Raw genomic sequence first — 24048 nt, 5'->3', positions numbered from 1 at the left:
TACAATGGACGTTCCATCAAAGCCCTCGAGGACGTCATGACGCAAAAGCCCATCAGCCGATATCCCGTTCCCGATCCGCAAGACTGGCCCGACGATATCCGCGCGCGCATCCTCGAAGTGCAGGAGAAAGCGGGCTTCGTGCCGAACGTGTTTCTCACGCTTGCGCATAGGCCCGACGAATTCCGCGCGTTCTTCGCTTATCACGATGCATTGATGCTCAAGGAAGGCGGCCTCTCCAAAGGCGAGCGTGAGATGATCGTCGTCGCGACGAGCGCCATCAACGATTGCCTTTATTGCGTCGTCGCGCACGGTGCGATCTTGCGCATCTACGAGAAGAACGTGCTCGTCGCGGATCAGGTCGCGGTGAATCATCGCAAGGCGGATATCACGCCGCGTCAGAAAGCCATGCTCGATTTTGCGTTGAAGGTGTGTAGCGCTTCGGGCACCGTGGACGACACCGATTTCGCCGCATTGCACGCGCATCACTTCAGCGATGAAGACATCTGGGATATCGCGGCGATCACGGCCTTCTTCGGGCTATCGAATCGCATGGCGAATGTCATATCGATGCGGCCCAACGACGAATTCTTTCTGATGGGACGCGTTCCGAAGGCGTCGAAGTAAGCATCCATGCGCCTTCCTCCGCTTAAATCCATCATCGCGTTCGAGAGTGTCGCACGCACGAAGAGCGTTAACCGCGCCGCCGACGAACTCGGCCTCACGCCTTCGGCCGTCAGTCATCAACTGGCGAATCTGGAGGGCATCGTCGGGCGGCCGCTATTCACGCGGCTGGGACGCGGTCTCGTGCTCACGCCTACCGGCGCGCAGTATCTTTCCGATGTCACCGGTGCGCTCGCCGAACTGAACCGCGCGACGGAACGTGCATCGAGCGAGACATCCGTCGAGATACTGCGCATTCATTCGAGCCCGAGCTTCGGGCTGATGTGGTTATTGCCGCGACTCGCCGCGTTTCAGGAGGCCAATGGCGATATCCAAATGAACCTCGCGTGTTCGTATGAAGACGTGTCGTTCACATCGGGCTATTACGACATCGCGGTGCGTCATGGCTATGCTCACTGGAGCGATGTCGAAGTGAAGACGCTGCGGCACGAGACCATCGCGCCGCTCGCATCGCGTGCCTATCTCGAACGCTTTCCCGTCGCCTCACCCGACGATCTGCTCGAACGGCGCCTGATTCTCTCCGAGTCGCCGCTCGTTCAATGGCAGCAATGGTTCGGCAAGTTCGGCGTCGCGGTGAAGCGCAAGGCGTTCGACTTCTCGTTCGACCGCTCGTATATGTCGCTCGAAGCGGCGGCGCTCGGTCACGGCATCGCGCTCGAAAGCACGATGCTCGCGTCGGGACATCTCGAGCGTGGCTCGCTCGTGCCTGTCTTCGGCAAGGAACACGCGATCGAAGTGAGCGCGCATCATCTGGTTTACCCGAGCCAGAACGCTGGTTTGCCGCGCGTCGCGAAGTTTCTCGCGTGGATGGATCAGCAGATTGATCGACACGGCAATACCTGAAAATTTCTCAGCAATAGTTGAGTGAAACTCCGTTGATCGTCAGGTCGAAGGCGAAGAAACTGCGCCTACACCAGACAATCGACGGAGACAAAGATGTTGCTCGAGAACCAGGTAGTGATCGTCACGGGCGCGGCATCGGCGCGCGGGATCGGCAAGGCAACGGCGAAAGCACTCGCGGCGCAAGGCGCACGCATTGTCGTGCTGGACTTGAAGGAGGCAGACGCGCAAAGCGCCGCGAACGATCTGGGCGGAGGCCATCTCGGCCTCGCCTGCGATGTCACCGATAAAGCCGCGTGCATCGCCGCCGCCAGCGCGACGATCGAAAAGTATGGGCGCATCGACGCGCTCATCAATAACGCCGGCATCACTCAGCCGATCAAGACGCTGGAGATAGGCGCGGATAACTTCGACGCGGTCATCGGCGTGAATCTGCGCGGCACGTTGTACATGTCGCAAGCCGTGATTCCGCACATGAAAAAGCAGAAGCGCGGGAGCATCGTGTGCATGTCGTCGGTATCTGCGCAGCGTGGCGGCGGCATCTTCGGCGGGCCGCATTACAGCGCGGCGAAGGCCGGCGTGCTCGGTCTCGCGAAAGCGATGGCGCGCGAATTCGGCGGCGATGGCATCCGCGTGAATTCGATCACCCCGGGCCTCATCCAAACCGACATAACCGGCGACAAGCTCACGCCCGAGATGCGCGCGGAGATCATCAAGGGCATTCCGCTCGCGCGTCTCGGCGATGCCGCGGATATCGCCAATGCATGCCTTTATCTCGCGAGCGATCTTTCCTCTTATCTCACCGGTGTCACGCTCGATGTCAACGGCGGTATGTTGATCCATTGATCGCACGCACGGACGCACCTGGAAACCAGGGCGTCGAACATGGATGGAGACACACATGAAATCAAAGTTATCCGCGGCTGCGGTAAGCGCCGAATTCACATCGTCCGACGATGCCACGAGCTTCGAAGCGAAGACCTATGCGAAGGTCGGACGCCGCCTGATTCCGTTTCTGATGCTGTGCTACCTCGGCGCGTATCTGGATCGCGTCAACGTCGGCTTCGCCAAATTGCAGATGCTCAACGATCTGCGTTTCAGTGAAACGATTTACGGCGTCGGCGCAGGCATCTTCTTTCTCGGCTACTTCATCTTCGAAGTTCCCAGCAACGTCATCCTGCATAAAGTGGGCGCGCGCAACTGGCTCGCCCGCATCATGCTGACGTGGGCCGTGATCTCCGCCAGCTTCGTGTTCGTGAAGTCGCCGACGGTATTCTATGTACTGCGGTTTTTGCTCGGTGTCGCGGAAGCGGGCTTTGCGCCTGGCGTGATTCTCTATCTCACATACTGGTTCCCTGCGGCGCGGCGCGCCAAAGCGCTCTCGCTTTTCTTCATGGCGATCCCGCTTGCGGGCATCGTCGGCGGTCCGCTCTCGGGCTACATCATGCATGCGTTCCAGGGCGTGCACGGGCTCGCGGGATGGAAGTGGCTCTTCATGCTCGAAGCGCTGCCTTCGATCTTTCTCGGTGTCGCGATCCTGTTTTATCTCGACAACGGCATCGCCGGCGCGAAGTGGCTCAGCGATGAAGAAAAGGCCCTGCTCAAGCGCAATGTCGAGAAGGACAATGCGCAGACCGTGAAGCATGTATCGATTCGCGCATTCATCGGCGATCGTCGTCTGTGGCTGATGGCCGCGATCTACTTCTGTGTGGTGATGGGCCAATACGGACTTACGTTCTGGCTGCCGACCATCGTGCGCCGCACCGGCGTAGCGGACCCGCTGTGGGTCGGCATTCTCACCGCGATTCCGTATCTCTGCGCGATCGTCGCGCTGCCGCTGATCGGCGCGAGTGCAGACAAGCGCCGCGAACGCCGCCTGCATCTCGCGATTCCAATGCTCGTGTCAGCGGCAGGCTTCGCCACCTTGCCGATGCTCGGCAGCGTGGGCGCGTCGATCGTCTGCGTGAGCATCGCGGCGGCGGGCATTCTCGCGTCATCGTCGCAATTCTGGTCGTTGCCTACGGCGGTGCTCGGCGGCATGTCGGCGGCGGCAGGCATTGCCGCGGTCAACTGCTTCGCCAATCTCGCGGGCTTCTTCTCGCCGGCTATCGTCGGCTGGCTCAATGACCTCACGGGCAAATCGACCGCGGGTCTGATCTTCATATCGATTGCCATCGTAATCGGCTCGGTGCTCGTGTTCTTCGTGCCCGCCAAAACGGTCAATCGCTGATTCCATTCATTCAAGGAGACAACGCATGAGTACTCCCGTCATCGAGGAGGTGACGCTCGCCGAGCGCGCCTACCGTATCCGCCGCAATGCGCTTTTGATGGGCGAAGTGCAGGGCCAGGGCTATATCGGCCAGGCACTCGACATCGCCGACGTCCTGGCCGTCGCGTACTTCGGCGCGATGCACTACCGCGCCAACGATCCCGCATGGGAAGGCCGCGACCGCTTCCTGCTCTCCAACGGCCACTATGCAATCGCACTGTATGCCGCGCTGTTCGAAGCAGGGATCCTGCCGCAGAACGAACTCGAAACCTATGGCAGCGACGACAGTCGTTTGCCGATGTCCGGCATGGCGAGCTACACGCCCGGCATGGAGATGTCGGGCGGCTCGCTCGGGCAAGGTCTCACGATCGCGGTGGGCCGTTGCCTCGGGCTCAAGCGCAAAGGCTCGAAGTCCTTCGTGTATACGCTCTTTTCCGATGGCGAACTCGACGAAGGTTCGATCTGGGAAGGTCTCATGTCGGCGGCGCACTGGAAGCTCGACAATCTCATCGCGATGGTCGACGTGAACAATCAGCAAGCCGACGGTCCTTCGACGCAGATCATGTCGTTCGAGCCGCTCGTCGACAAGCTGGAGGCGTTCGGCTGGTACGTGCAGCGCGTGAACGGCAACGATATCGACGTGGTAAAAGCGGCCTTCGATAACGCGCGCAATCTAAAGGACGCGAAGCCGCGCATCATCGTATGCGATACGAAGATGGGCTGCGGCGTGCCCTTTCTCGAACAGCGCGAGAAAAACCATTTCATCCGCGTCGATGCCCATGAATGGCAACTGGCGCTCGAAGCACTTGAAGCAGGGAGACAAGCATGAGCACGCGTCTGAAGACATCCGCGATGATCGCGTCGATTGCGAGCGAAGGACAGGTCACACGTTCCGCGCCGTTCGGCCACGCGCTCGTCGAAGAAGCGCGCACGAAGTCGAATATCATCGGCATGACGGCCGATCTCGGCAAGTACACGGACCTGCATATCTTCGCGAAGGCCTTTCCCGAGCGTTACTATCAGATGGGCATGGCCGAGCAATTGCTGATGGGCGCGGCGGCGGGCTTTGCGCACGAAGGCGCGCAGCCTTTCGTCACGACGTATGCAGTATTCGCGACGCGCCGAGCCTATGACTTCATCCATCAGACGATCGCTGAAGACAATCTCGATGTGAAGATCGTCGCCGCGCTGCCGGGTCTCACGACGGGTTATGGCCCGAGCCATCAGGCAGCGGAAGACCTCGCGTTGATGCGCGCGATGCCGAACATGACCGTGATCGATCCGTGCGATGCGCTCGATATCGAGCAGATGGTGCCCGCCATCGCCGCGCACAAAGGCCCCGTATATGCGCGTCTGTTGCGCGGCAACGTGCCCGCCGTGCTCGATGAATACGACTATCGTTTTGAACTCGGCAAGGCGAAGCTGCTGCGCGACGGACGCGACGTGCTCATCATCTCATCGGGCATTCTGACGATGCGCGCGCTCGAAACCGCTAAGGCATTGCAGGCCGATAGCGTCGATGTCGCCGTGCTGCACGTACCGACGATCAAGCCGCTCGACACTGAAACGATCATCCGCGAAGCGAAGCGTTCGGGGCGTCTCGTCGTCGTGGCCGAGAACCATACGGTGATCGGCGGACTGGGCGAAGCGGTCGCGACCGCGTTGCTGACCGCAGGCGTTACGCCCGCTTATCGACAGATCGCGCTGCCCGATGCGTTCCTCGATGCGGGCGCCCTGCCCACGCTGCACGATCGCTACGGCATCTCGACGGATGTGATGTCGAGCACGATCAAAGGCTGGATCGCGTGACATCATGCGCGCCGCGCGACCCATGCAGCGCGCGGCGCTTCGTCACGCTCATTTCTTTCACTTCTTCCTGCGCCCGACTTTCTTCGCGCTCGCCGTCTCTGTAGCGACAACAGCGTCCGGTGCGTTGATCGCTTCCATCCAGGATAGTGCATCGGCATACGCGAGAAAGTGCTGCAGATAATCCGGCGATACTTCGCGCATCAACGAAAGCGACCGATGCACGAGACTGCTCGAATTGAGCGGCCCCGCATTCTTCGGCACGTGCGCAAGCGAGTCGCGCAACTGCTTCTCCGCGCTGACTTTCTTCCACACGGCGCGAAAGTAATCGAGCAACGCCGCATGCGATGTCTCGTGCATCGACGATGCTTTCGCGATGTCATCGACGAGCATTGCGAGCGGTCCGCGTGCATCGACATCGCCGATTGATGCGTCGGACGATGCAGCACGCTCGATCTCGCGTCGATATTCATCGAGCAATCGCGCAATGCGTTCTTCGAGCCGTTCGCGCGTCTCGCCTTCGTACGCGGCCGCGCGCTTGTCGAGCGCATCGATGAGATGAAAGCGCACGGGGTTCGCGCGATCATCGCCGTTCGCGCGCCATGCGTCGAGCATCGCGCGTGCCGGCGTCGCGTTAGTGACGTTATTCACGTTGCTCATGAGGCTTCGCCACGCTATCCGATGGACGCGGCACAGCTGATATTTCCACGCGGCGATTCTTCGCGCGGCCGACTTCATCGGCGTTCGAACTCACGGGCCGCTCGGAACCGAACGCGGCCGCAAATACGGACGCGGATGGCACGCCTGCATCGATCAACGCGCGCGTGACCGTCAGTGCGCGCTTCGCCGAGAGTTCCCAGTTGTCCGCGAAGCGCCGGTTGCCTTCGTGCACCTGTTGATCGTCGGCGAAACCGCTCACCATGAGTATTTCCTCATGCGCGCGCAGATACGTCGACAGCGGCCCGGCGAGGCTCTTCAGCACGTCGCGGCCCTGAGGCTGCAACTGATCGGAATTGAGCGCGAAAAGCACATTGCCGCTGATGCCGATGCGCCCGTTCACGAGCGTCACGCGCCCCGACGCGAGCGGTCCCGCGAGCGCCTGCTCGAGCGTGATGCGCCGCTGCGTCTCTTCTTGCCGATGCTTCACTTCCTGATCGAGCTTGTCCTCCAACTGCAACTGCACGCCGATCACACCGACGAGTATCAGCACGAATGCGCCCAGCAGCACCGACATCAGATCGGCGAACGCGGCCCAGATCGGCGCGGCCTGCTCCGCGCCGCTGTCGATGTCATCGTTCATGCCGCGCGCGCTCCGGCCACGCGTTGCCCCGCGATAAGCTGCAAGTCCTCGACGATCTGCTTCTGCGACATCATGCTGAGATCGATGACTTCCTTCGCCTGCGCGACGTAATACGCAAGCTGTTCATCGCTGCGCGCAAGCGATTTGTCGAGCGCGCTTTCGATGCGTTCGAGATGCGCGACGAGCTTGTCGTTCGATTCGCCGAACGCCTGCACGGCGGCGCCGAACGCATCCGACAAACTCGCCATTTCGACGGCGCTCGTCGTCACTTGCGCGGCCATCGAGCCGAGCTTGCCCGACTGCGTTTCTACGATGCCCGTGAATTGCGCGCCGACGCGTTCGAGCAGCGTCGCCGATGTATCGACGAGTGCATCGATCGCGGCGCGTTGCTCGTTCGATGCGAGATTCACCGCACCGAGCAAGGTCTCGACGGTGGCGAGCAGGCGGCTGCGCTCGTCGAGCATCGCGGTGTCGCGCACCATCGAATCGGACAGCTTCTGACGCATCTCGGCGACGACTTCGGCCGCAGCCTTCGGCGCTTGCGATGCGGCCTGCACGAGCTTTTCGATCTCCACGATGGTCGCGCTCGCATGCGCCTGCGATTGCGCGGACATGTTGCGCGCCGTTTGCGCGAGCGCATCGCAGATGTCCTTCTGACGATTCGCCGCGACCTCGCTCGTCTGCTGCCATTGTTCGTGGAGAGAGCCGGCCATCGTATCGAGCGCGCCGCTCAATGCAGCAAGACGCGCATCGCCGTGTTGCGCGAGTTCGGCGCGCAAGTCCGCATGCGATCGATCGACCGATTGCACGAGCGCCGCCGCATGCTCTTCGAAACGTGCGGTGGCAGCCGTCAATGCGTTCTCGTTCTGTGAAGCAGTCTGCTCGTTGGCGCGCGCGTGTTCGGCGAGCGCTTCGCGCCATGCGTGCGACATGTTGTTCGTCGCGCCTTCGAGACGCGTAGAGACATCGTCGATCAAAGTGGAAGAGCGCGTATCGAAGGCTCGCGCGAAAGCATCGAACGATGCGTCCATGCGCGTGACGAGCGCATCGCTCGATTGCGCGTGCTTCGCCACCGACGACTCCATCGCGCCCGACACGCGATCCATATGCGCCGATACGCCTTCGACGAGACTCGTCGCGCGTTGCTCGAAGGCTTGCGCGAAACGATCGAGCGATACGCCCATCTCGCCGACGAGCGCCGCGTTCGATTCCGCGTGCTTCGAGAGCGATGCGTTCCAGATCTGCGCGACCTTCGCCGACGATGACTCGAAGCCGCTCGCCAACCCTTCCAGTTGACGCGCGACCGCCTGCTCGACGTTGCCGTGCAACGCGGTGACTTCGCGCGCGATGCCGTCCATCGTCGCCTGCATGACGGGCTGCAATGCGGCGCCGGCGGCACGCGCGCTATCGGCAACGCTTTGCTTCAACGACAGTTCCACCGATGTCGCGAGCCGCCGGTACGACGTCTCCGCCTTCGCATGAAACGCATCCTGACTCGCGACCTGACGCTCGTTCGCCGCAAGACTTTGCTGTTCGATCGCGATGGTCATCGAATGAAGACGATCGACGAGCCTCGGCATCAGTTCGGTCTGGAGCTGCAACAGCTTGAACGTTTCCTCGCTGCGATGCGCCTGCGTGAACACGCGCAGCGTCGTCGCGATCTTCATGTCGAGTTGCTGCGTGACGTTCAGACGTTCGCGACGGCACAACGTTGTGAGCAGACCGAGCATCGCGGAAGTGGCAACGCCCGCGATCGACGTGCCAAACGCGAAACCGAGACCCGTCACGGGGGCCGCGAGCGATGCGCGAATCGCCGTGAGATCGGATGCGCTCTGCAACGCCGTGCCGGTGCCGCGCAAGGTCGCAACCATGCCGAGCAGCGTGCCGAGCATGCCGAGCAACACGAGCAAGCCGACGAGATACGGCGCGAGCGCGGGACCGGGCAACGCAGCGCGTTCGCCTTCGATGCGCAGACGCACCGCATTGCGCAGGCCCGGATGAAGACTGTCGAGCCATACGACGAGACTGCGCGGTGCGGTGACGAGTTGCGTGACGGCTCGTTCGAGCGAAGCCGTGATCTGCTGATAACGGCGCAATTCCGCCGCACCGGCGAGATAGCAACCGGCGATCACGAGCGTCACGGCGAACGCGACTACATTCGATGCGACATACGCAATGCCGATGCCGAGCACCGCGGCGAGACCAATCGAGAAAACAGCGATGTTCAAAAGATTTCGGGGCATAGCGAGCCAGTTAGCGGGGGCGAAGGGCCGCGAGCAAGCCTTCGATCGGTTGAAAACGAACGTCCAGTTCGGCAAGCAACACGCTTTGCAGATCCTTGCGAAACACGTCGAGCCACGCATCGGACGGCGATGCCTCTTTCAAGCGCTCGAAACGCTTGCCGAGCAACGCGGGCACATTGGCGAGCAGACTGCGTTCACGCGCGCTCAGCGCCTGTTCCATGACGGCATCGACGACGGCGAGACGCGCCATGTCCGGCGTCTTCGTCGCGAGCATCGAGCGCAGACGCGTGCGCAACGCGCCGATGTCGGACTCCATCGCCTGTTGCAACGACACGTACCGTTGACGAAAGTCGGCGTACTCGACCGGCACGTCTTCGGGTGTCGCTTGAACCGGCGCGCGATGTCTGCGGCGCGCGGCCGCCTCCTCGCGTGCGAATGCGCCCGCAAGCGATGCCCGCACGCGCGCGCACTCTTCTTCCACGTCGCGCGCAGCGGATCGCGCGCCGGAGATGGCGGGCGGATCGGAGGCGAGCGCGGTGGAAAGCGCGATCGCGTCGGTCCAGCCGAGCCATTGGCTCAGGCGGTCCGCGAGCGATTGAGCGGGTTTGTGAACGTCGAGATCGGCAAAATGTGCCAGCAGGCGAACGAGCGCCGGGCCGCTGAATGCCGTGCGCTTCATGCCTTGCACAGGATCACCGGGGGCAAAAGGACGCTATTTTACCTGCGCGGCCGGAATCGATGCCCCGTTTTGCATCGAGTCACGAGAACGTGGCCGCGAACGCGGCCATCAAGGCGCCTTCGCCGGCATGAACGCAAAGGGTTGCGTCGCGACGAAGCTGCCGGCAGCCTCCCCCGAGAAAACCTGTCCCGCATCGATGGTGAGCTTCATCACCGGCGCGCCTGGATTGAGGTTGAGCTTCTTCAACGAGACCCAGAACGTATCGGGCCGCGTGGCCGAATCGAAGTAATAGATGAGGTTCTGCTGATCCGATACCGTGCGCCATATCGTCGACGAGAGATTCGGCTGCTCCGGCGTGCTGATGCCGAGCGGCACGCTCACGGAACGCATCACGCTCATCACGCTCGCGACCGCCTGATAGGCGTAGGACTGTTGCGGCACGCCCGCCATGTAGTTCGGATCGGCCTGCTTCGGAATTGCATCGAGCAGAAACGACGCACGCACGAAGCGATCGGCCGCGCGATTCGTGCCGGGCAGAAAACCGAGTCCGCCGACGCTTTTCCAGTACGCATCGATGGCGAGCTGTTCGTCGTATATCGGTGAGTTCGTCATCACCTTGTACTTCTTGCTTTGATGAATGATGAGCTTGCCGTTGAGGTACTCGAAGATCGCCGAATCGCCGCGCGCATCGGAAAGCGAAAGATGAATCGTGAGCGGCTTGCCGTTGGGCAGCGGCGGCGCGATGATCTGGAACGGCTCGCGCGAAAGCACGTACACGGCTTGTCCGACAGTCGCGAAGTTATCGAGCGCGTATTGCGCCCACAAGCTGATCGACATCGGATCGCGTTTCGGATCGGGCTTGCCGTAATCGGTCTCCGCCAGATAAAGCGCATTCGCGACGAGACCACGCTCGTTCATGCCATCCACCGTGCCGATCTCATAGCCCGACACCACCACGCTGCCGTACTTCGATTTCCATTTGATCGAACGCGGGCCCGCATTGCCATCGCGTTCGATACCCGCGGGCATCACCCACAAGTTCGAGCGCATGTCTTCGGACCAGTCCATCGAACGGCCCGTTATCACGAGCCCCTTGTCGCCGACATACAGCGCGCGCGTGCAGGCAAGCGCGAGCGACGTGGAGAGCAGTGCGAGCGCGACGAGGCACGCGAGCTTTCGAGTCAGACGGGTCATGGCCGTATTCCGTTGTCGTTCGCATCCGAACGGTCAGCAATATTGGAATTCGGCGGCGCTGTAAAGCACAGCGCGCGCAACAGTCGACGACACTGGCGAAAAAAGAACGCATGACCCATGGGCCGGCCAGGCGCCGTGCCGTGTTTATTGCATGCATCATGCAATAAACACGGCACGTGACGTTGGATCAGGAAGACGGGAATCCCAGCGCCATGGCCTTGGCGCGCAAGTCGGCGAAGCGGCCGCCCGGCGTCGGCGTTTGCGATGCGCCCTCGGCCGCCTTCGCCGTTTGCGACTTGTCGACGGTGCCCAGTCCCGATCCGCTCGACGGCGTATTCGAGCATGCGAGACCGAACGGTCCTTGCGCCACGGTGAGCGCGGGCGCATCGGTGCGCGGCGCGTCGGTCAGATCGAGTGCATAGGCCATGTTGAAGGTGGTCGGATCGCTGGCGCGCACGCCGAGCGGGTCGAGTCCGAAGCGCCATGCGAGCAGTTGATGGATCGAGCTCGGATCGAACGGATAGCGCGCCACGTTGTTCGCGCGCACGCGTGGCCCGAGCAGCATGCACGGCACGCGAAAACCGAGACGGCCATCGTTGCCGAGTTTCTGCTCCGCCGCCGACAACGACTTGACCGGCGGCACGACATGTTCGAAGAAGCCGCCCCACTCGTCGTAGACGATGATCATCAGCGTCGTGCCCCAGTTCGGGCTGGTGCGCAGCGCTTCATAGATTTGCCCGAGCAGCGCCTGGCCGTTGCGCACATCGGCATGCGGGTGATCGTCGTTCGATGTGCCGTTCGCCTCGCCGCCGAAGCTCGGGTCGACCATGCAGAAAGACGGCAGATTGCCGCTGGCGGCATCGGAAAGGAAGTCGGAAAAGAGCTTCGAGCGGCCGACATAACGCGTGCCGTAGAGCGCCGTGAACGGCACATCGTGGAAGTAGTATTTCGACGAGACGTTCTTCGCATCGAGCCGGTCCCAGATGGTCGAGAGCGACGACGTATCGAGCGTATCGCTCAGGCGATCCGTCTCGCCGCTATGCAGATAGACGCGGTTCGGGAACGTGTCGGCAAGAATGCCGCTCATGTAGTAATCGCAGACGGTGTATTGCGTCACGGCCTGTCGATAGAACTCGAGATCGTTGCCCGTGAAGTAACCGATCGGCAGCAGATCGCCGCGCGTCTTGTTCGTGTCGGGCGTGAGCAGAAAGCCGTTCATCGCGCCGTTCGCGAGATGCGTGCGGCCCGCGTCGTACTCGTGATCGGGGTCCGCGAACTGACAGCTTTGATAGCCGAAGGCCGCATTGGCCGAGAGCGAGAAGGTCGTTTGCGTCGTGCCGAATGCGTCGGTGAACTGCTTGCCCGCCTGCGCGCCCTCCGCGCCCGGCGCCCAGCCGAGCATGTGATCGAAGGAGCGGTTCTCCATCGTGACGAGGACGATGTGATCGATGCCCGATGTCGCCGGCGCGGGCAACGCTGGTCGCGGCAGGTTCGCGCGATCGGCCGGAATGTTGCCGATGGGACTCGTCGGCGTGACGGTGCCCGAGTCGTCATCGCTGCCGCCTCCGCCGCACGCGGACAGCATCGCCGTGCTGGCGAGCGCGGCAAGCAGACGGCGGCGTACCGCGTCGGGTTCGTTCGAGGGCTTTTGGGCCATGTCGGCGCTCCGTGTCAGTGTTGTTATCGACGCCGTTCTCAAGGCAACGCGGTTGCGCTTCGTGACTTCGAACGCGAACGGCTTGTGGGTGCCGGGATGTAGCACATAACATTCCCGGCACGCAGGCTTATCACTCACACGGCAGCGCCTTCAGGCGCGCTTCACGAGCGGGCTGCTCGCGCCGTCCTTGACAGGCGCATCGAGCGCATAGGCATCGATGCCGTCGACGCAGCCCAAGTTGACGCGCCATTCATCCGGGTTGGAGCGCGTTTGATGGAACGTGTAAATTCCACAGTGCTTGCAGAAAAAATGCTGCGCGACCTGCGTGTTGAACTGATAGAGCGCAAGGTCGCTTTCGCCCGAGAGGACGCGCAGTTTCTCCTTCAGAAACGGCGCCGACATCACCGCGCCGCGCCGCCGGCAGAAGCTGCAATTGCAGCGCACGGCGGGCTCGGCGGGCGTTTCGGCTTCGAAGGTGACCGCGCCGCAATGGCACGCGCCTTTCAGGATCGTCGGGTTCATCGTGCGTGCGTCTCCTGTGCGGGTTCGAATCAGGCCGCGTCCTCCACGTACTGCGCGAGTCCGCGTCCAAAGGACCAGTCTTCCCGGCGATTCGGCGCGAGCGCGATCATCACGTCGTCGGGCCGAAGTCCGGGCGATGCAACGAGCTTTGCGACGAGCGTCTTGTAGAACGCCTTCTTCGTCGCCGTGTCGCGCCAGTCGCTCGCGGTGATGTGGATGAACACGACATCGTCGCTTCGCTCCATGCCGAGATAGCCCGGATCATAGATGAAGTCGTCGCGGTCGTGCTGCTCGATCAACTGGAAACGATCGTCGGCGGGCACCTTGAACGCTTCGACGAGCGCATCGTGCACGCTGTTCGAGATCGCGCGGATGTGCTCGCGCGGCTTGCCTTTGACGAGTGAGATTCTGACGAGCGGCATGGCGGTTCTCCTTCGAAGTCGCATGTGAACGACTCCGACTCTACGCCGCATGCTGCGTAATGAATATTGAATACTTTCACAACGACCGTTCGATGAAAGCGGATCATCGCGCGCGCAACGCGTCGACGATGTTCATACGCGAAGCGCGCATCGCCGGAAGGAATCCGCCGACGAGGCCCATCACGAGCGAGAAGCCGAGCGTTTTAGCGATGACCGATGGCGTCAGGATGAAGCGGAACGACAGGTCCGCGAAGGTCTGGAAATTGGTCGTCGAAAACGATGCGAACTGCATCAGCGCCGCGCACGCGAGCCCCGCCATGCCGCCGACGAGACCGAGCAGCAGCGCCTCGAGCAGGAACGCCGCGAGCACGTCGAAACGCTTGAAGCCGAGCGCGCGCAAGGTGCCGATCTCCGCGACGCGATTGGCCACCGACGCGTACATCGTGATCATCGCGCCGATCATCGCCGCGATCGAAAAGATGATCGACAACGTGAAGCCGAGAATATTGATGAACGTCGAGAGCGCTTTTGATTGATCGCCGTAGAAGACCTGCTCTCGCTTCGCTTCGTCGGCGAGGCGCGGGTCCACGTCGATATCGCCGCGAAAGCTTTCGAAGGCATCGCTGCGTGCGAGCCGCACGACCATCGACGAATAACTCGTGCGACGGAACGATTGCATCAACTGATCGACATCGCCCCAGATTTCCGAATCGAAGCCGCTGCCGCCCGCATCGAAATGGCCGACGATGGTCCAGTCGCGCTGCGCGAAACGCAGCGAATCGCCGACGCGCGTGCCGCCGAATCCCTTTGCGATGCTGCTGCCGACGATGATCTCCGACGACCCGCGCCTGAACATGCGCCCCGCCGTGAGCTTCACCTGCGGTCGCAGTTGCACGCCCATCGGCGAGACGCCGCGAATCACTACGTTCGCGGGCGTGTTCGTGCCGAGCTTGGTGAGCGAGATGAGCACCACGGTTTCTTTCGATGCGAGTGGCGCGCCGTCGCCGTTCATCGCGACGGCGGGATGCATCTCCATCACGTGCGCCTGATTGCGGTCGATCGCGCTCTGGATCTCCGTTTCCGCGCCCTTGCGGATCACGACGACGTTGTCCGCTTCGCCCGTCGATACGAGCGTTTTCTTCAGGCCCGCATCGAGCATCAGCACGGTCGCGAACACGAACACGACGAGCGCGAGGCCGCCTGCCGTCAGCATCGTCGTGAGACGGCGCGCCCATAGATTGCGCGCGACGTAGGAGACGGGAATGGCCATCGCGCGTCCTCAGCCGATGGCCCGCAGGCCTTCGACGATCCGCACGCGGCTCGCCTGCACCGCCGGCACGATCGCCGCCGCCATCGCGACGATGAACGCGCATGCGGCCTGCGAGAGCATCGTCTCGTGCGAGACCATGAAGACCGGGAACACGCCGCCCGTCGCGCGTTTGAAGACTTCGGCCATCGGCGGCGTCGCCAGTATACCGATGCCGCCGCCGATCGCGCAGATCGCCATCGATTCGCCGAACACGAGCATCGAGAGGAACGCGGGGCCGAAGCCGAGCGCCTTCAACGTGGCGTATTCGGTCGTGCGTTCGCGCGCGCTCATCGCCATTGCGTTCGCCATCACGGCCATGATGATCAGGATCACTACATATGAGACGACGCGTATCGCTGCGATGATCTGATTCGACATCGCGACGAAGCCGAGTTGAAACGCCTGCTCCGTTTCGGTGAGCGTTTCGGCAAGCGAGTTCTTGAAGACCTCGTCGATGTTGCGCGAGACGACAGCCGCTTCGTCCGGGTGCTTGATGCCGACGACATACACGCCGACCTGATCGACGTTGCGCTTCGTCGTCTTGCGGATCGTTTCGTTCAGGTAGTCGTAGTGAAAGATCAGCTGCCGCGTGATGGTCGATTCGTCGCGGCCTTCCATGATGCCGCGCACGACGAAATCCCATGTTCCCGGATAGATCGTGCCCTTGAGCGGTATGACGTCGCCGACCTTGAAGCCGTATTGATCCGCAAGCTGCCGGCCGATCAGCGCGCCTTTGCGGTCACGCCGATAGTCGGCGCGCTGCTGCTCCGACACGATGAACTCGGGATAGAGATCGAGATAATTGTCCGACACGGCGAACTGCGCGAAGAAGTTTTTCGGATCGCGATAAACGCCGCCGAACCAGTTCGAACGCGCGACGAGCGTCACGCCATCGACGCCGCGTATGCGGTTCTCATAGGCAAGCGGCAACGGAAACACGAGCGAGATGGCATTGCGCGTGACGAGCCGTGCATTCGATGCCGCCGCCGCGCCCGCATACCACGCGTCGACGACCGTATGCAGCAGGCCGTAAGCAAGCACCGCGATGGTCAGCCCGAGCACCGTCAGCGTGGTGCGCAGCTTGTGCCGCAACGCGTTGCGCAGGATCAGCTTGAGCACGAACATGATGGGCTATTTCGTGGTTCCATCGATCAGCTCGCCTTTCTCCAGATGCACGAGCGCCTTCGCCGCGCCGGCCGCGTGCGCGTCGTGCGTCACCATGATGATGGTCTTGCCGAGCTTGTCGTTGAGACGTTGCAGCATCGCGAGGACATCGGCGGCGGAGTTGCGGTCGAGATCGCCGGTCGGTTCATCGGCGACGATCAGCGTCGGGTCCGTAATCAACGCTCGCGCAATCGCCACACGCTGCTGCTGTCCGCCCGACAGCTCCGACGGATAGTGACTCATGCGATCGGCCATGTTGACCATGTCGAGGACCATGGCGACGCGCTCCTTGCGCTCGTGTCGCGTGAGGCGCGTGAGCATCAGCGGCAACTCGACATTCTCGAACGCGGACAGCACAGGCATCAGGTTATAGAACTGAAAAATGAAGCCGACGTGCGCCGCGCGCCAGTCCGCGAGCGCGGCTTCGGGCAGACGCGTGATATCCAGTCCGCCGACACGCAACTCGCCGCTATCGGGCCGGTCGATGCCCGCGATCAGGTTGAGCAGCGTGCTCTTGCCCGAACCGGACGGTCCCATCAACGCGACGAAGTTGCCTTGCGCGATGGACAACGTGATGTCGGTCAGCACCGGCACCGTCTGCACGCCGCGCCGGTACGACTTCGCGACGTGGCTGATCTGAACGAGAGGCGTCGTGCTCACGTTACTTCTTCGCCACGGTGACTTTGGCGCCGTCCTTCATCTTGTCGCCGGGCACAAGCACGAGCACGTCGCCGGGCTTCACGCCTTGCACGGCCACAAGATCGCCGATGCGCTCGCCGGTCGACACGGGCAGTTCGCGCGCGCTATCGTGCTCGATCGTATAGACGACCTTCTTGCCGTCGCGCGTGACGACCGCCGACGGTTGCACCGCGACGACCGCCTTCTTCTCGCCGGGCGGCACCGGCTTCGAGAGGAACGCGACCTTCGCGGACATATCGGGCAGCACGCGCGCATCGCGATCGACGAAGCGCACCTTGACGAGCACGGTGGCCTTGGAACGATCGACCGTCGGCACGATGCGCGACACGCGGCCCGCGAAGCGCACATCGGGCAGCGCGTCGAGCTGAATCTCGCAAGGCTGATCGACGGCGATGCGCGCAATGTTCGACTCGGCGACATCGGCCTCGACTTCGAGCGTCTTCATGTCCGCGATGGTGACGACTGCGCCCTTGCTGTCCGACGCCGACGAGAACGGCGTGATGTTGTCCCCGACGTTCGCGTGCTTCTCGATCACGACGCCATCGAAGGGCGCGCGGATCACCGTTTGATCGACGGCGACTTGCGCGGCCTGCGCGTTTGCCTGCGCGGAGACGATCGCGGCTTCGTCGCTGTTGATCGATGCCTTCGCCTTGTCGAAACGTGCGAGCGCGGCATCGTATTGCGTCGCGGGAATCGCCCCTTGCGGTGCGAGAATTTTGTAGCGCTTCAGATCGACTTCGGCGTTCTTCAATTCGGCGCGCTGCAGTTCCAGATTCGCCCGTGCGACCTTGACCTGCGCCTGAGCCTGCGCAAGCGATGCGCTCACGTCGTTGCTTTCGAGCCGCGCGATGATCTGACCTTCCTTCACAGGCGTGCCTTCGAGCACGCCGAGCCATTCGACCCGCCCTTGCCCTTTCGATGCGACGGCCGCCTTGCGTTGCGGCACGACATAGCCGGTGGCGTTCAACATCGTATAGCTCTGCGACGGATAAACCGATGTCACGGTCGCGCTCTCGACGGCCTGCGGGCCGGTGAGACGAAACGCCACGCCGATGAGCGCGAGCACGATCGCGGCGATGATGACGTAACGAAGCCAGCTACGCCGTCGACGCGGCATGGCGGCAGTCGGTCCCCGGTCGATTTTGAGTTTTTCCAGATCGTGTTCAGCCAATTTATGGACGGGCGGCGGGATGCGTTGAAGGGATGGTCAGTATAGCGCCGACATCTGCTTCGCTTACGGTGATGTCTGTACCGGTGCGGCGGCATTCAGGCGCCGTATGCGCGCTTCAGTTCGTCCGCGATGAAATCCACGAATGCCCGGATGCGCGCCGACATCTGATGCCGCCGCGAATACACCGCGTAGATATCCGCGTTGGGCGTTTCGTGTTCGGGCAGCACGGGCACGAGACGGCCATCGGCAAGATAGTCGCGAATGTCCCACTCTGCGCGCATCAGGATGCCGTGCCCTTCGAGCGCCCACTTCACGGCGATCTCGCCATCGTTGGTCGTGAGATTCCCCTTGATGCGCACGGCTTCGGTCTTGCGCGCGGCGCCGCGTCCCGTCGTCAGACGCCACACGCCATAGGCTTCGTCGCCCTGACGGATGCCGATGCAGTTGTGCCGTGTCAGATCGTGCGGTGTCGTGGGCATGCCGTGCGCGGCGATATACGCGGGCGCCGCGCACACGAGCCGGCGATTCGGCGCGAGACGCCGCGCGATGACACGCGTGTCGGGCGGCTCGCCGAAGCGGATGCAGACATCGAAGGTATCGTCGGTGAGCGGCGGCGGCGCGACCGACAACTGAAGCTGCACCGACACCTGCGGATGCCGCGCGACGAAACGGGAAATCGCCGGCGCGATATGACTGCGCCCGAAGCCCAGCGTCGCGTTCACGCGCAGCAGCCCCTTCGGACTTTTCTTCGCGCTGCCGAGCAGTTCCGCGAGTGCGTCGATCTCATCGAGAATGCGCCGCGCGTGTTCGAGATACAGCTCGCCCTCGGGCGTGAGCATCATGCGCCGCGTCGTGCGGTTGACGAGCGGCACGCCCGCGCGCGCTTCCATCTGCGTGAGTCGCTTGCTGACGGCGGCGGCCGTGAGGCCCAGTTCGCGCGCCGCCGCGCTGAGGCTGCCCGACGCGGCGAGCGTCGAAAAAAAGCTCAGGTCGGATGGTTGAACGGTCTCCGCCATGACGTCAACTTGTGAATAAAAGTTAAAGATGCTTTGAGTCTAGCACCGGTTCTGACGCTAGAAGTTAGGTAAAGTGGCTTCACGCTGAAATGCGCCCGGCACCTTGGACGAGCCATCGAAAACGGAGACTAGACATGAAGACGTACCGCATCGCGACCATTCCCGGCGACGGCATCGGCAAGGAGGTCGTGCCCGCGGGCCAGCAGGTGCTCGAAGCGCTGGCACGTTGCACGCAAAATTTTGAATTCCAGTTCGAGAACTTCGACTGGGGCGCGGACTATTACCGCCAGCACGGCGTCATGATGCCCGCCGACGGCCTCGATGCCATGCGCGACAAGGACGCGATCCTGTTCGGCTCGGCGGGCGATCCCGACGTGCCCGATCACATCACGCTGTGGGGACTGCGCCTGAAGATCTGCCAGGGTCTGGACCAGTACGCGAACGTGCGCCCGACGCGCATCCTGCCGGGCATCGACGGCCCGCTCAAGCGGTGCAAGCCGGAAGACCTGAACTGGGTAATCGTGCGCGAGAACTCGGAAGGCGAGTATTCGGGCGTCGGCGGACGTGTCCATCAGGGCCATCCGATCGAGACGGCCACCGATGTCTCGATTCTTACGCGCGCCGGCGTCGAACGCATTTTGCGTTTTGCATTCAAGCTCGCGCAGTCACGTCCGCGCAAGCTGCTGACGGTCATCACGAAGAGCAATGCGCAGCGCCACGCGATGGTCATGTGGGACGAGATCGCGCTCGAAATCTCGAAGGAGTTTCCTGACGTGAAGTGGGACAAGGAACTCGTCGATGCCGCTACGGCGCGCATGGTGAATCGGCCCGCCACGCTCGACACGATCGTCGCCACGAACCTGCACGCTGACATCCTGAGCGATCTGGCCGCCGCGCTGGCGGGCAGCCTCGGCATCGCGCCGACGGGCAACATCGATCCGGAGCGCCGCTATCCGTCCATGTTCGAGCCAATCCACGGCTCCGCGTTCGACATCATGGGCAAGGGGCTGGCGAACCCGATCGGCACGTTCTGGTCCGTCGTGATGCTGCTCGAGCATCTCGGCGAATTCGACGCCGCGCGACGCGTGATGGCCGCGGTCGAAGCCGTCACGGCCGACCCGTCGCTGCATACCGGCGATCTCGGCGGCACGGCGACGACCGCGCAGGTGACGGCCGCCGTGTGCGCGTTCGTCGCGCGCGTCGAAGCGGCTGCGGCATAACGAACGAGCGATGCCGTTGATGCACTGATCGCCCCTGCTGTCGGAACGATCCGCTAGCCGCCATCGCCGGCCCTGCGTGATTGATATTGAATTCAATATCACGCATGCAAGATGCCGATCGGCGCGCTTCGCTTTAAGATAGCCACTTCCAGCGTGACAGGCCCGGTGCGGCAGGGAGTGGCAGGTGTATATATTGAAACGCGGACATAGCATCGCTTTGTGCGTCGCCTGCGCGCTGTCGTCGTTGACAGCGTCCGCGCTCGCGGCCACGCCGCATGGCGGCCGCGCGGCGAGCGCCGCCGAAGTCGCGAGCGGTGCGAGCGGCCCAAGCGCTGCAAGCGGTGCGTCCGCTCAAGGCATCATGTCCGTCGATGCCCTTCCACCGAACTTCACGGGCGACGATCCCGAACACGTCCGCGACGCGCTCGCGGGTCAACCCGCACCCGGACAACCGGCGTCGATCACAGGCCGCGTGCGCGCCTTCCTTTCTCGTCCGTTCGACAAGACGTCGCATGGTGCAAGCCAGCCGGTCGCGCAATCGGACCGCATGTTCACGTTCGTCATTCCGGTTTCGTACGGCGTGCGCTATCTGTCGAAGAAGAAGCTGCTTACCGTAAATGTCTCGCTCGCGGCCCCGGCGAGTCCCGATGCAATTCTGCTCAAGGAAACCGTCAAGGGACAAAGCGGCCGCAAGCTCGTAGTCGCGCCCGAAGCCAGAGAGAAAGGCTTCGTGCAGACCTTCGACGTCATTCAGTTGAAGCCGCAAGGCGGCATCAAGACGACCGTCAGCGGACGAACCGCGCTTGCGTCATTCAATCACGAACGCGGCAACGGCGACTTCGCGATCGTCCTCATCTGCACGCTTGCACCGCCCTATCTCAACGACGACATCGAGCACAGCGCGCCCACCGACGAAGAGCCGACGGACATCACGCGCAGAACGTCCACGTTGAACGGACGTGTCGACGCAGCGTGGCTCATCGATCGCAAGGAAGGCACGATCATCACGAAGCGGCTGCGCCTCGTGAAGTAGCGAAGCGACCGACTACAATCGGATCGCGCAAAGCAAATCGCTCCTAAAACATGGTGTTTTCGATGCAAAGCGGGGTCGTGCGGAACTTGGCGCCACGCGGAGAACATGAATGCCTGTCAGATTCAAGGCCGTTCGCAAGACCGGCCGCATGGTCAGCCGCCGGCTGATACGACGCAACAGTACCGCAGCAATGCGCTTTGCCGAAGCGTTCTCGCGGTATCCGGCACTCGCAGGACTCATGGGCACGGTCATCGCGCTATCGATGGCGGTGTTGTCGTTCGCCGCGCTGTGGCAGGGACGCGCGCAGGCGCTGCAGAACGCGCATCATGCGGCAGCCAATCTCGTCGCCACGTTGAGCGCCGATATCGCGCGCAATGTCGAATCGAGCGATCTATCGCTGCGCACCATCGCGCGCGGTGTCGAAAATCCCGCCGTGATGGCGCTGCCTCCCGACCTGCGCAAGCTGGTGCTCTTCGATGGCGCCACCGGCATGAGCTCCGTCGGCGGCGCGTTCGTGATGAATCGCGAAGGACGTATCGTCGTCGAACGCGATCCTTCCGAGCACTCCGATCTGCTCTTCAACGATCGAGAATACTTCAGGGTTCACGCCGACCATCCCGATGCCGGCCTCTTCATTTCCGGCCCTTACGTATCGCGATTGCGTCAAGGCGCGGCCTCGCTTGCGATGAGCCGGCGCATCGATGCGCCCGATGGTTCGTTCGCGGGCGTCGCGGTGATCGCGTTGAACGTCTCCTACTTCAAGAACCTGCTTTCGCATGTGAGCGTCGGCCAGTCCGGGTCGGTGTTCATCGTGCAGCAGGACGGCGTGATGATCGCGAGAAAGCCCGCGCTGCCTTCCGATGAAGCGAGCAACGTCGCGAGATCCCCGACCTTCGCCGCGATGAAGAACGCGCCCTCCGGCTCTTATATCTCACGCTCTCCGCTCGATGGCGTCAGGCGGCTCTATACCTTCCAGCATGTGCCGGGCACGCAGTTGATCGCGGCTGTCGCGCCTGCGGAAGATGACGTGCTCGCTGCCTGGCGCGAACGCAGCGTCATCATCGGCGGTCTGACGTTGATGTTCGGCGGCTGTTTCATCGTCGTCTCCTGGCTGCTCGCGATTTCGCTTCGCTCCCGTGCAATCGCGCAAGAGAAACTGCAACGTCTCGCAGGCACCGATTCGCTGACCGGGCTGAGCAATCGACGCGCGCTCGACCGCCGGCTCGACGAGGAATGGCGACGCGCCCGCCGCGCCGATCAGCCTCTGTCGGCGCTGTTCGTTGATGTCGATCACTTCAAGCTCTACAACGATACCTACGGTCACGCGATGGGCGACGATGCGCTCATCGCCGTGGCCGATTGCATACAGAATGCAGCGAAGCGGCCCGGCGATATCGTCGCGCGCTACGGCGGCGAGGAGTTCGTCGTCGTGCTGCCGGGCGCCGCGGCGAGCGGCGCGCTCACGTTCGCGGAGCGGCTGCGCTCGAACGTGGAAGCCCTCGCCATTCCGAACAGCGCGGCGGCCAGAGGCGTATTGACCATCAGCATCGGCATCGCGACGGCCTCGCCGCGCCAGAGCGACGATGCGCTCAAGCTCCTCAACAGCGCCGATGCCGCGCTCTATCTCGCCAAACGCACGGGACGGAACCGCGCGATTCACGAGGACAGCGTTGGTAGCGGCGGCGTCTGAGGCGACGGCGCGCGTATCATGCATGCTTAATGCAAGATGCCTTATCCGAAGGAGATAATCCGATGAACGCATCGACTGCCGTGCTCGCGATTCTGTTCTCTCTGCTGCTGGGCGCGATGATTCCCGGCCCAAGCTTCGTGATCGTCGCCCGCAATGCGATCGGCATATCGCGCGCCGATGGTCTCGCGACTGCGCTCGGCATGGGTGTGGGCGGCATCTTCTTCGGCGGCATCGCGCTCGCCGGGCTCTATACGCTGCTCGTTGCGGTCGAGTGGCTCTACGTCGCGCTGAAGATCGCGGGCGGGCTGTATCTGATTTACGTCGCATCGAAGATCTGGCTCGGCGCCGCACAGCCGATGCACATACCCGGCCACGACGCCGTGCCCGCACCAACGCCACGCGCACGCAAGTCATTCTGGCTCGGGCTATCGACGCAGCTGAGCAACCCGAAGACGGCCATCTGGTACGGCAGCATCTTCGCGGCGCTTTTGCCGCAACATCCGCCGCTCTGGTGCTACTTCGTGCTTCCGCCGATGGTCTTTGCGATCGAGACGGGCTGGTACACCATCGTCGCGCTGGGTTTCTCAAGCAAGCGCCCGCGCGAGATATACCTGCGCGCGAGAAAATGGATCGACCGCATCGCGGCAAGCGTGATTGCGATGCTCGGCTTGCGGCTCGTCCTCACGGCGGGCAGAACCGGCCTTTGATTTCGCATTCAAAACGCATTACACAAAACACCATCTGGCGTTTCGAATGCAGAACGCAAAAAGGCCGGACGCGCCGCGCGGCGAGTCCGGCCTGTTGGACAAGCATTCGAAAAGCACGCGCGTCATAGCGGATGCAGCTTGCCGTCGAGATCCATCGTCCACTTCGAGCCGTCCTTGAAGGTCAGCACGCCGCTCTGAGCGTCGATGTGGATTGGGCGGCCGGCAGGCTCCTTCTTGTCGCCTCCGACGATGCGGGACATCTCGGACGAGGACAATTGCTGGGCGTGTTGCAGATCATCGAGCTTCAGGTTCGTCATGGCGTTTCTCCTTGCGATGCGTGAGCGAGAGTTCGTTCGATTCGACTCGAGCGCCTGTTGGCGCTCGTCCGGTCTTTTGCATTGGATATGCCAACGCGCAACGCATCGG

At 62.6% G+C, this 24048-nt stretch carries 24 protein-coding genes; 10 read left to right on the top strand and 14 right to left on the bottom strand.

The window, feature by feature from the left end:
• The first annotated feature begins 36 nt into the window (after nucleotides 1-36).
• The 6 genes from AWB77_RS07980 (at nucleotide 37) to AWB77_RS07955 (ending at nucleotide 5599) form a co-directional block, all read left to right on the top strand.
• The gene (locus AWB77_RS07980) at nucleotides 37-624 is read left to right on the top strand and encodes a peroxidase-related enzyme (protein WP_061133869.1); all 588 of its coding nucleotides are present in this window, start codon (nucleotides 37-39) and stop codon (nucleotides 622-624) included.
• Nucleotides 625-630: 6 nt separating this feature from the next.
• On the top strand, nucleotides 631-1524 hold the full coding sequence (locus tag AWB77_RS07975; protein ID WP_061133868.1) for a LysR substrate-binding domain-containing protein: 894 nt from the start codon (nucleotides 631-633) through the stop codon (nucleotides 1522-1524).
• A 93-nt stretch (nucleotides 1525-1617) separates the two neighbouring features.
• Nucleotides 1618-2367, top strand: a complete 750-nt coding sequence (locus AWB77_RS07970) for an SDR family NAD(P)-dependent oxidoreductase (protein ID WP_061133867.1) — start codon at nucleotides 1618-1620, stop codon at nucleotides 2365-2367.
• 55 nt (nucleotides 2368-2422) lie between these two features.
• Nucleotides 2423-3751, top strand: coding sequence for an MFS transporter (locus tag AWB77_RS07965; protein ID WP_061133866.1), 1329 nt, complete (start codon nucleotides 2423-2425; stop codon nucleotides 3749-3751).
• Between the two features lie 25 nt (nucleotides 3752-3776).
• The gene (locus tag AWB77_RS07960) at nucleotides 3777-4619 is read left to right on the top strand and encodes a transketolase (RefSeq protein WP_061133865.1); all 843 of its coding nucleotides are present in this window, start codon (nucleotides 3777-3779) and stop codon (nucleotides 4617-4619) included.
• The gene (locus tag AWB77_RS07955; RefSeq protein WP_061133864.1) at nucleotides 4616-5599 is read left to right on the top strand and encodes a transketolase family protein; all 984 of its coding nucleotides are present in this window, start codon (nucleotides 4616-4618) and stop codon (nucleotides 5597-5599) included. The genes AWB77_RS07960 and AWB77_RS07955 overlap by 4 nt, the downstream gene beginning before the upstream one ends.
• Before the next feature lie 57 nt (nucleotides 5600-5656).
• Here AWB77_RS07955 and AWB77_RS07950 read toward each other — a convergent pair whose 3' ends face one another.
• The 13 genes from AWB77_RS07950 to AWB77_RS07890 all read right to left on the bottom strand — a co-directional run bounded on the left by AWB77_RS07950 (nucleotide 5657) and on the right by AWB77_RS07890 (nucleotide 18972).
• Entirely contained in the window at nucleotides 5657-6256 is a 600-nt protein-coding gene (locus tag AWB77_RS07950; RefSeq protein WP_061133863.1) for a DUF2894 domain-containing protein, read from the bottom strand.
• The gene (locus AWB77_RS07945) at nucleotides 6240-6896 is read right to left on the bottom strand and encodes an OmpA family protein (protein WP_061133862.1); all 657 of its coding nucleotides are present in this window, start codon (nucleotides 6894-6896) and stop codon (nucleotides 6240-6242) included. Before AWB77_RS07945 ends, AWB77_RS07950 begins: the two co-directional genes overlap by 17 nt.
• On the bottom strand, nucleotides 6893-9139 hold the full coding sequence (locus AWB77_RS07940; protein ID WP_061133861.1) for a DUF802 domain-containing protein: 2247 nt from the start codon (nucleotides 9137-9139) through the stop codon (nucleotides 6893-6895). Before AWB77_RS07940 ends, AWB77_RS07945 begins: the two co-directional genes overlap by 4 nt.
• A 10-nt stretch (nucleotides 9140-9149) precedes the next feature.
• Nucleotides 9150-9818, bottom strand: a complete 669-nt coding sequence (locus AWB77_RS07935) for a DUF3348 domain-containing protein (protein ID WP_061133860.1) — start codon at nucleotides 9816-9818, stop codon at nucleotides 9150-9152.
• Nucleotides 9819-9926: 108 nt separating this feature from the next.
• Nucleotides 9927-11012, bottom strand: coding sequence for a linear amide C-N hydrolase (locus AWB77_RS07930; RefSeq protein ID WP_061133859.1), 1086 nt, complete (start codon nucleotides 11010-11012; stop codon nucleotides 9927-9929).
• A 187-nt stretch (nucleotides 11013-11199) separates the two neighbouring features.
• The gene (locus tag AWB77_RS07925) at nucleotides 11200-12669 is read right to left on the bottom strand and encodes an alkaline phosphatase family protein (RefSeq protein ID WP_061133858.1); all 1470 of its coding nucleotides are present in this window, start codon (nucleotides 12667-12669) and stop codon (nucleotides 11200-11202) included.
• A 150-nt stretch (nucleotides 12670-12819) separates the two neighbouring features.
• Nucleotides 12820-13191, bottom strand: a complete 372-nt coding sequence (locus AWB77_RS07920; protein ID WP_061133857.1) for a GFA family protein — start codon at nucleotides 13189-13191, stop codon at nucleotides 12820-12822.
• A 29-nt stretch (nucleotides 13192-13220) separates the two neighbouring features.
• The gene (locus tag AWB77_RS07915) at nucleotides 13221-13613 is read right to left on the bottom strand and encodes a tautomerase family protein (protein ID WP_061133856.1); all 393 of its coding nucleotides are present in this window, start codon (nucleotides 13611-13613) and stop codon (nucleotides 13221-13223) included.
• Between the two features lie 103 nt (nucleotides 13614-13716).
• Nucleotides 13717-14883, bottom strand: coding sequence for an ABC transporter permease (locus AWB77_RS07910; protein WP_061133855.1), 1167 nt, complete (start codon nucleotides 14881-14883; stop codon nucleotides 13717-13719).
• Between the two features lie 9 nt (nucleotides 14884-14892).
• A complete protein-coding gene (locus AWB77_RS07905; protein ID WP_061133854.1) occupies nucleotides 14893-16047 on the bottom strand; it encodes an ABC transporter permease in 1155 nt (384 codons plus the stop codon).
• A 6-nt stretch (nucleotides 16048-16053) separates the two neighbouring features.
• Nucleotides 16054-16746 (bottom strand): ABC transporter ATP-binding protein, encoded by a 693-nt coding sequence (locus tag AWB77_RS07900; RefSeq protein ID WP_061133853.1) that lies wholly within the window; start codon nucleotides 16744-16746, stop codon nucleotides 16054-16056.
• A gap of 1 nt (nucleotide 16747) precedes the next feature.
• Complete coding sequence (locus AWB77_RS07895) at nucleotides 16748-17902, bottom strand: efflux RND transporter periplasmic adaptor subunit (RefSeq protein ID WP_341844953.1); 1155 nt, start codon at nucleotides 17900-17902, stop codon at nucleotides 16748-16750.
• 149 nt (nucleotides 17903-18051) lie between these two features.
• Nucleotides 18052-18972 (bottom strand): LysR family transcriptional regulator, encoded by a 921-nt coding sequence (locus AWB77_RS07890; RefSeq protein ID WP_061133851.1) that lies wholly within the window; start codon nucleotides 18970-18972, stop codon nucleotides 18052-18054.
• A gap of 134 nt (nucleotides 18973-19106) precedes the next feature.
• On the opposite strand from AWB77_RS07890, the gene AWB77_RS07885 reads away from it, so the two are divergent.
• From AWB77_RS07885 to AWB77_RS07870, 4 genes are all read left to right on the top strand, one after another.
• A complete protein-coding gene (locus AWB77_RS07885) occupies nucleotides 19107-20192 on the top strand; it encodes a tartrate dehydrogenase (RefSeq protein WP_061133850.1) in 1086 nt (361 codons plus the stop codon).
• Between the two features lie 184 nt (nucleotides 20193-20376).
• Nucleotides 20377-21225, top strand: a complete 849-nt coding sequence (locus AWB77_RS07880) for a hypothetical protein (protein WP_061133849.1) — start codon at nucleotides 20377-20379, stop codon at nucleotides 21223-21225.
• A 109-nt stretch (nucleotides 21226-21334) separates the two neighbouring features.
• Nucleotides 21335-22915 carry a GGDEF domain-containing protein gene (locus tag AWB77_RS07875; protein ID WP_244158488.1) on the top strand — a complete coding sequence of 527 codons (1581 nt, stop codon included), beginning with the start codon at nucleotides 21335-21337 and terminating at the stop codon, nucleotides 22913-22915.
• Nucleotides 22916-22977: 62 nt separating this feature from the next.
• Complete coding sequence (locus AWB77_RS07870) at nucleotides 22978-23622, top strand: LysE family translocator (protein WP_061134086.1); 645 nt, start codon at nucleotides 22978-22980, stop codon at nucleotides 23620-23622.
• A gap of 122 nt (nucleotides 23623-23744) precedes the next feature.
• On the opposite strand, the gene AWB77_RS07865 is transcribed toward AWB77_RS07870, so the two are convergent.
• On the bottom strand, nucleotides 23745-23939 hold the full coding sequence (locus AWB77_RS07865) for a hypothetical protein (RefSeq protein WP_061133848.1): 195 nt from the start codon (nucleotides 23937-23939) through the stop codon (nucleotides 23745-23747).
• Between the last annotated feature and the right edge of the window lie 109 nt (nucleotides 23940-24048).

The organism is Caballeronia fortuita (assembly GCF_001544835.2).
Taxonomy (GTDB): Bacteria; Pseudomonadota; Gammaproteobacteria; order Burkholderiales; family Burkholderiaceae; genus Caballeronia; species Caballeronia fortuita.
This window is presented reverse-complemented; position numbering and strand designations above follow the sequence as displayed.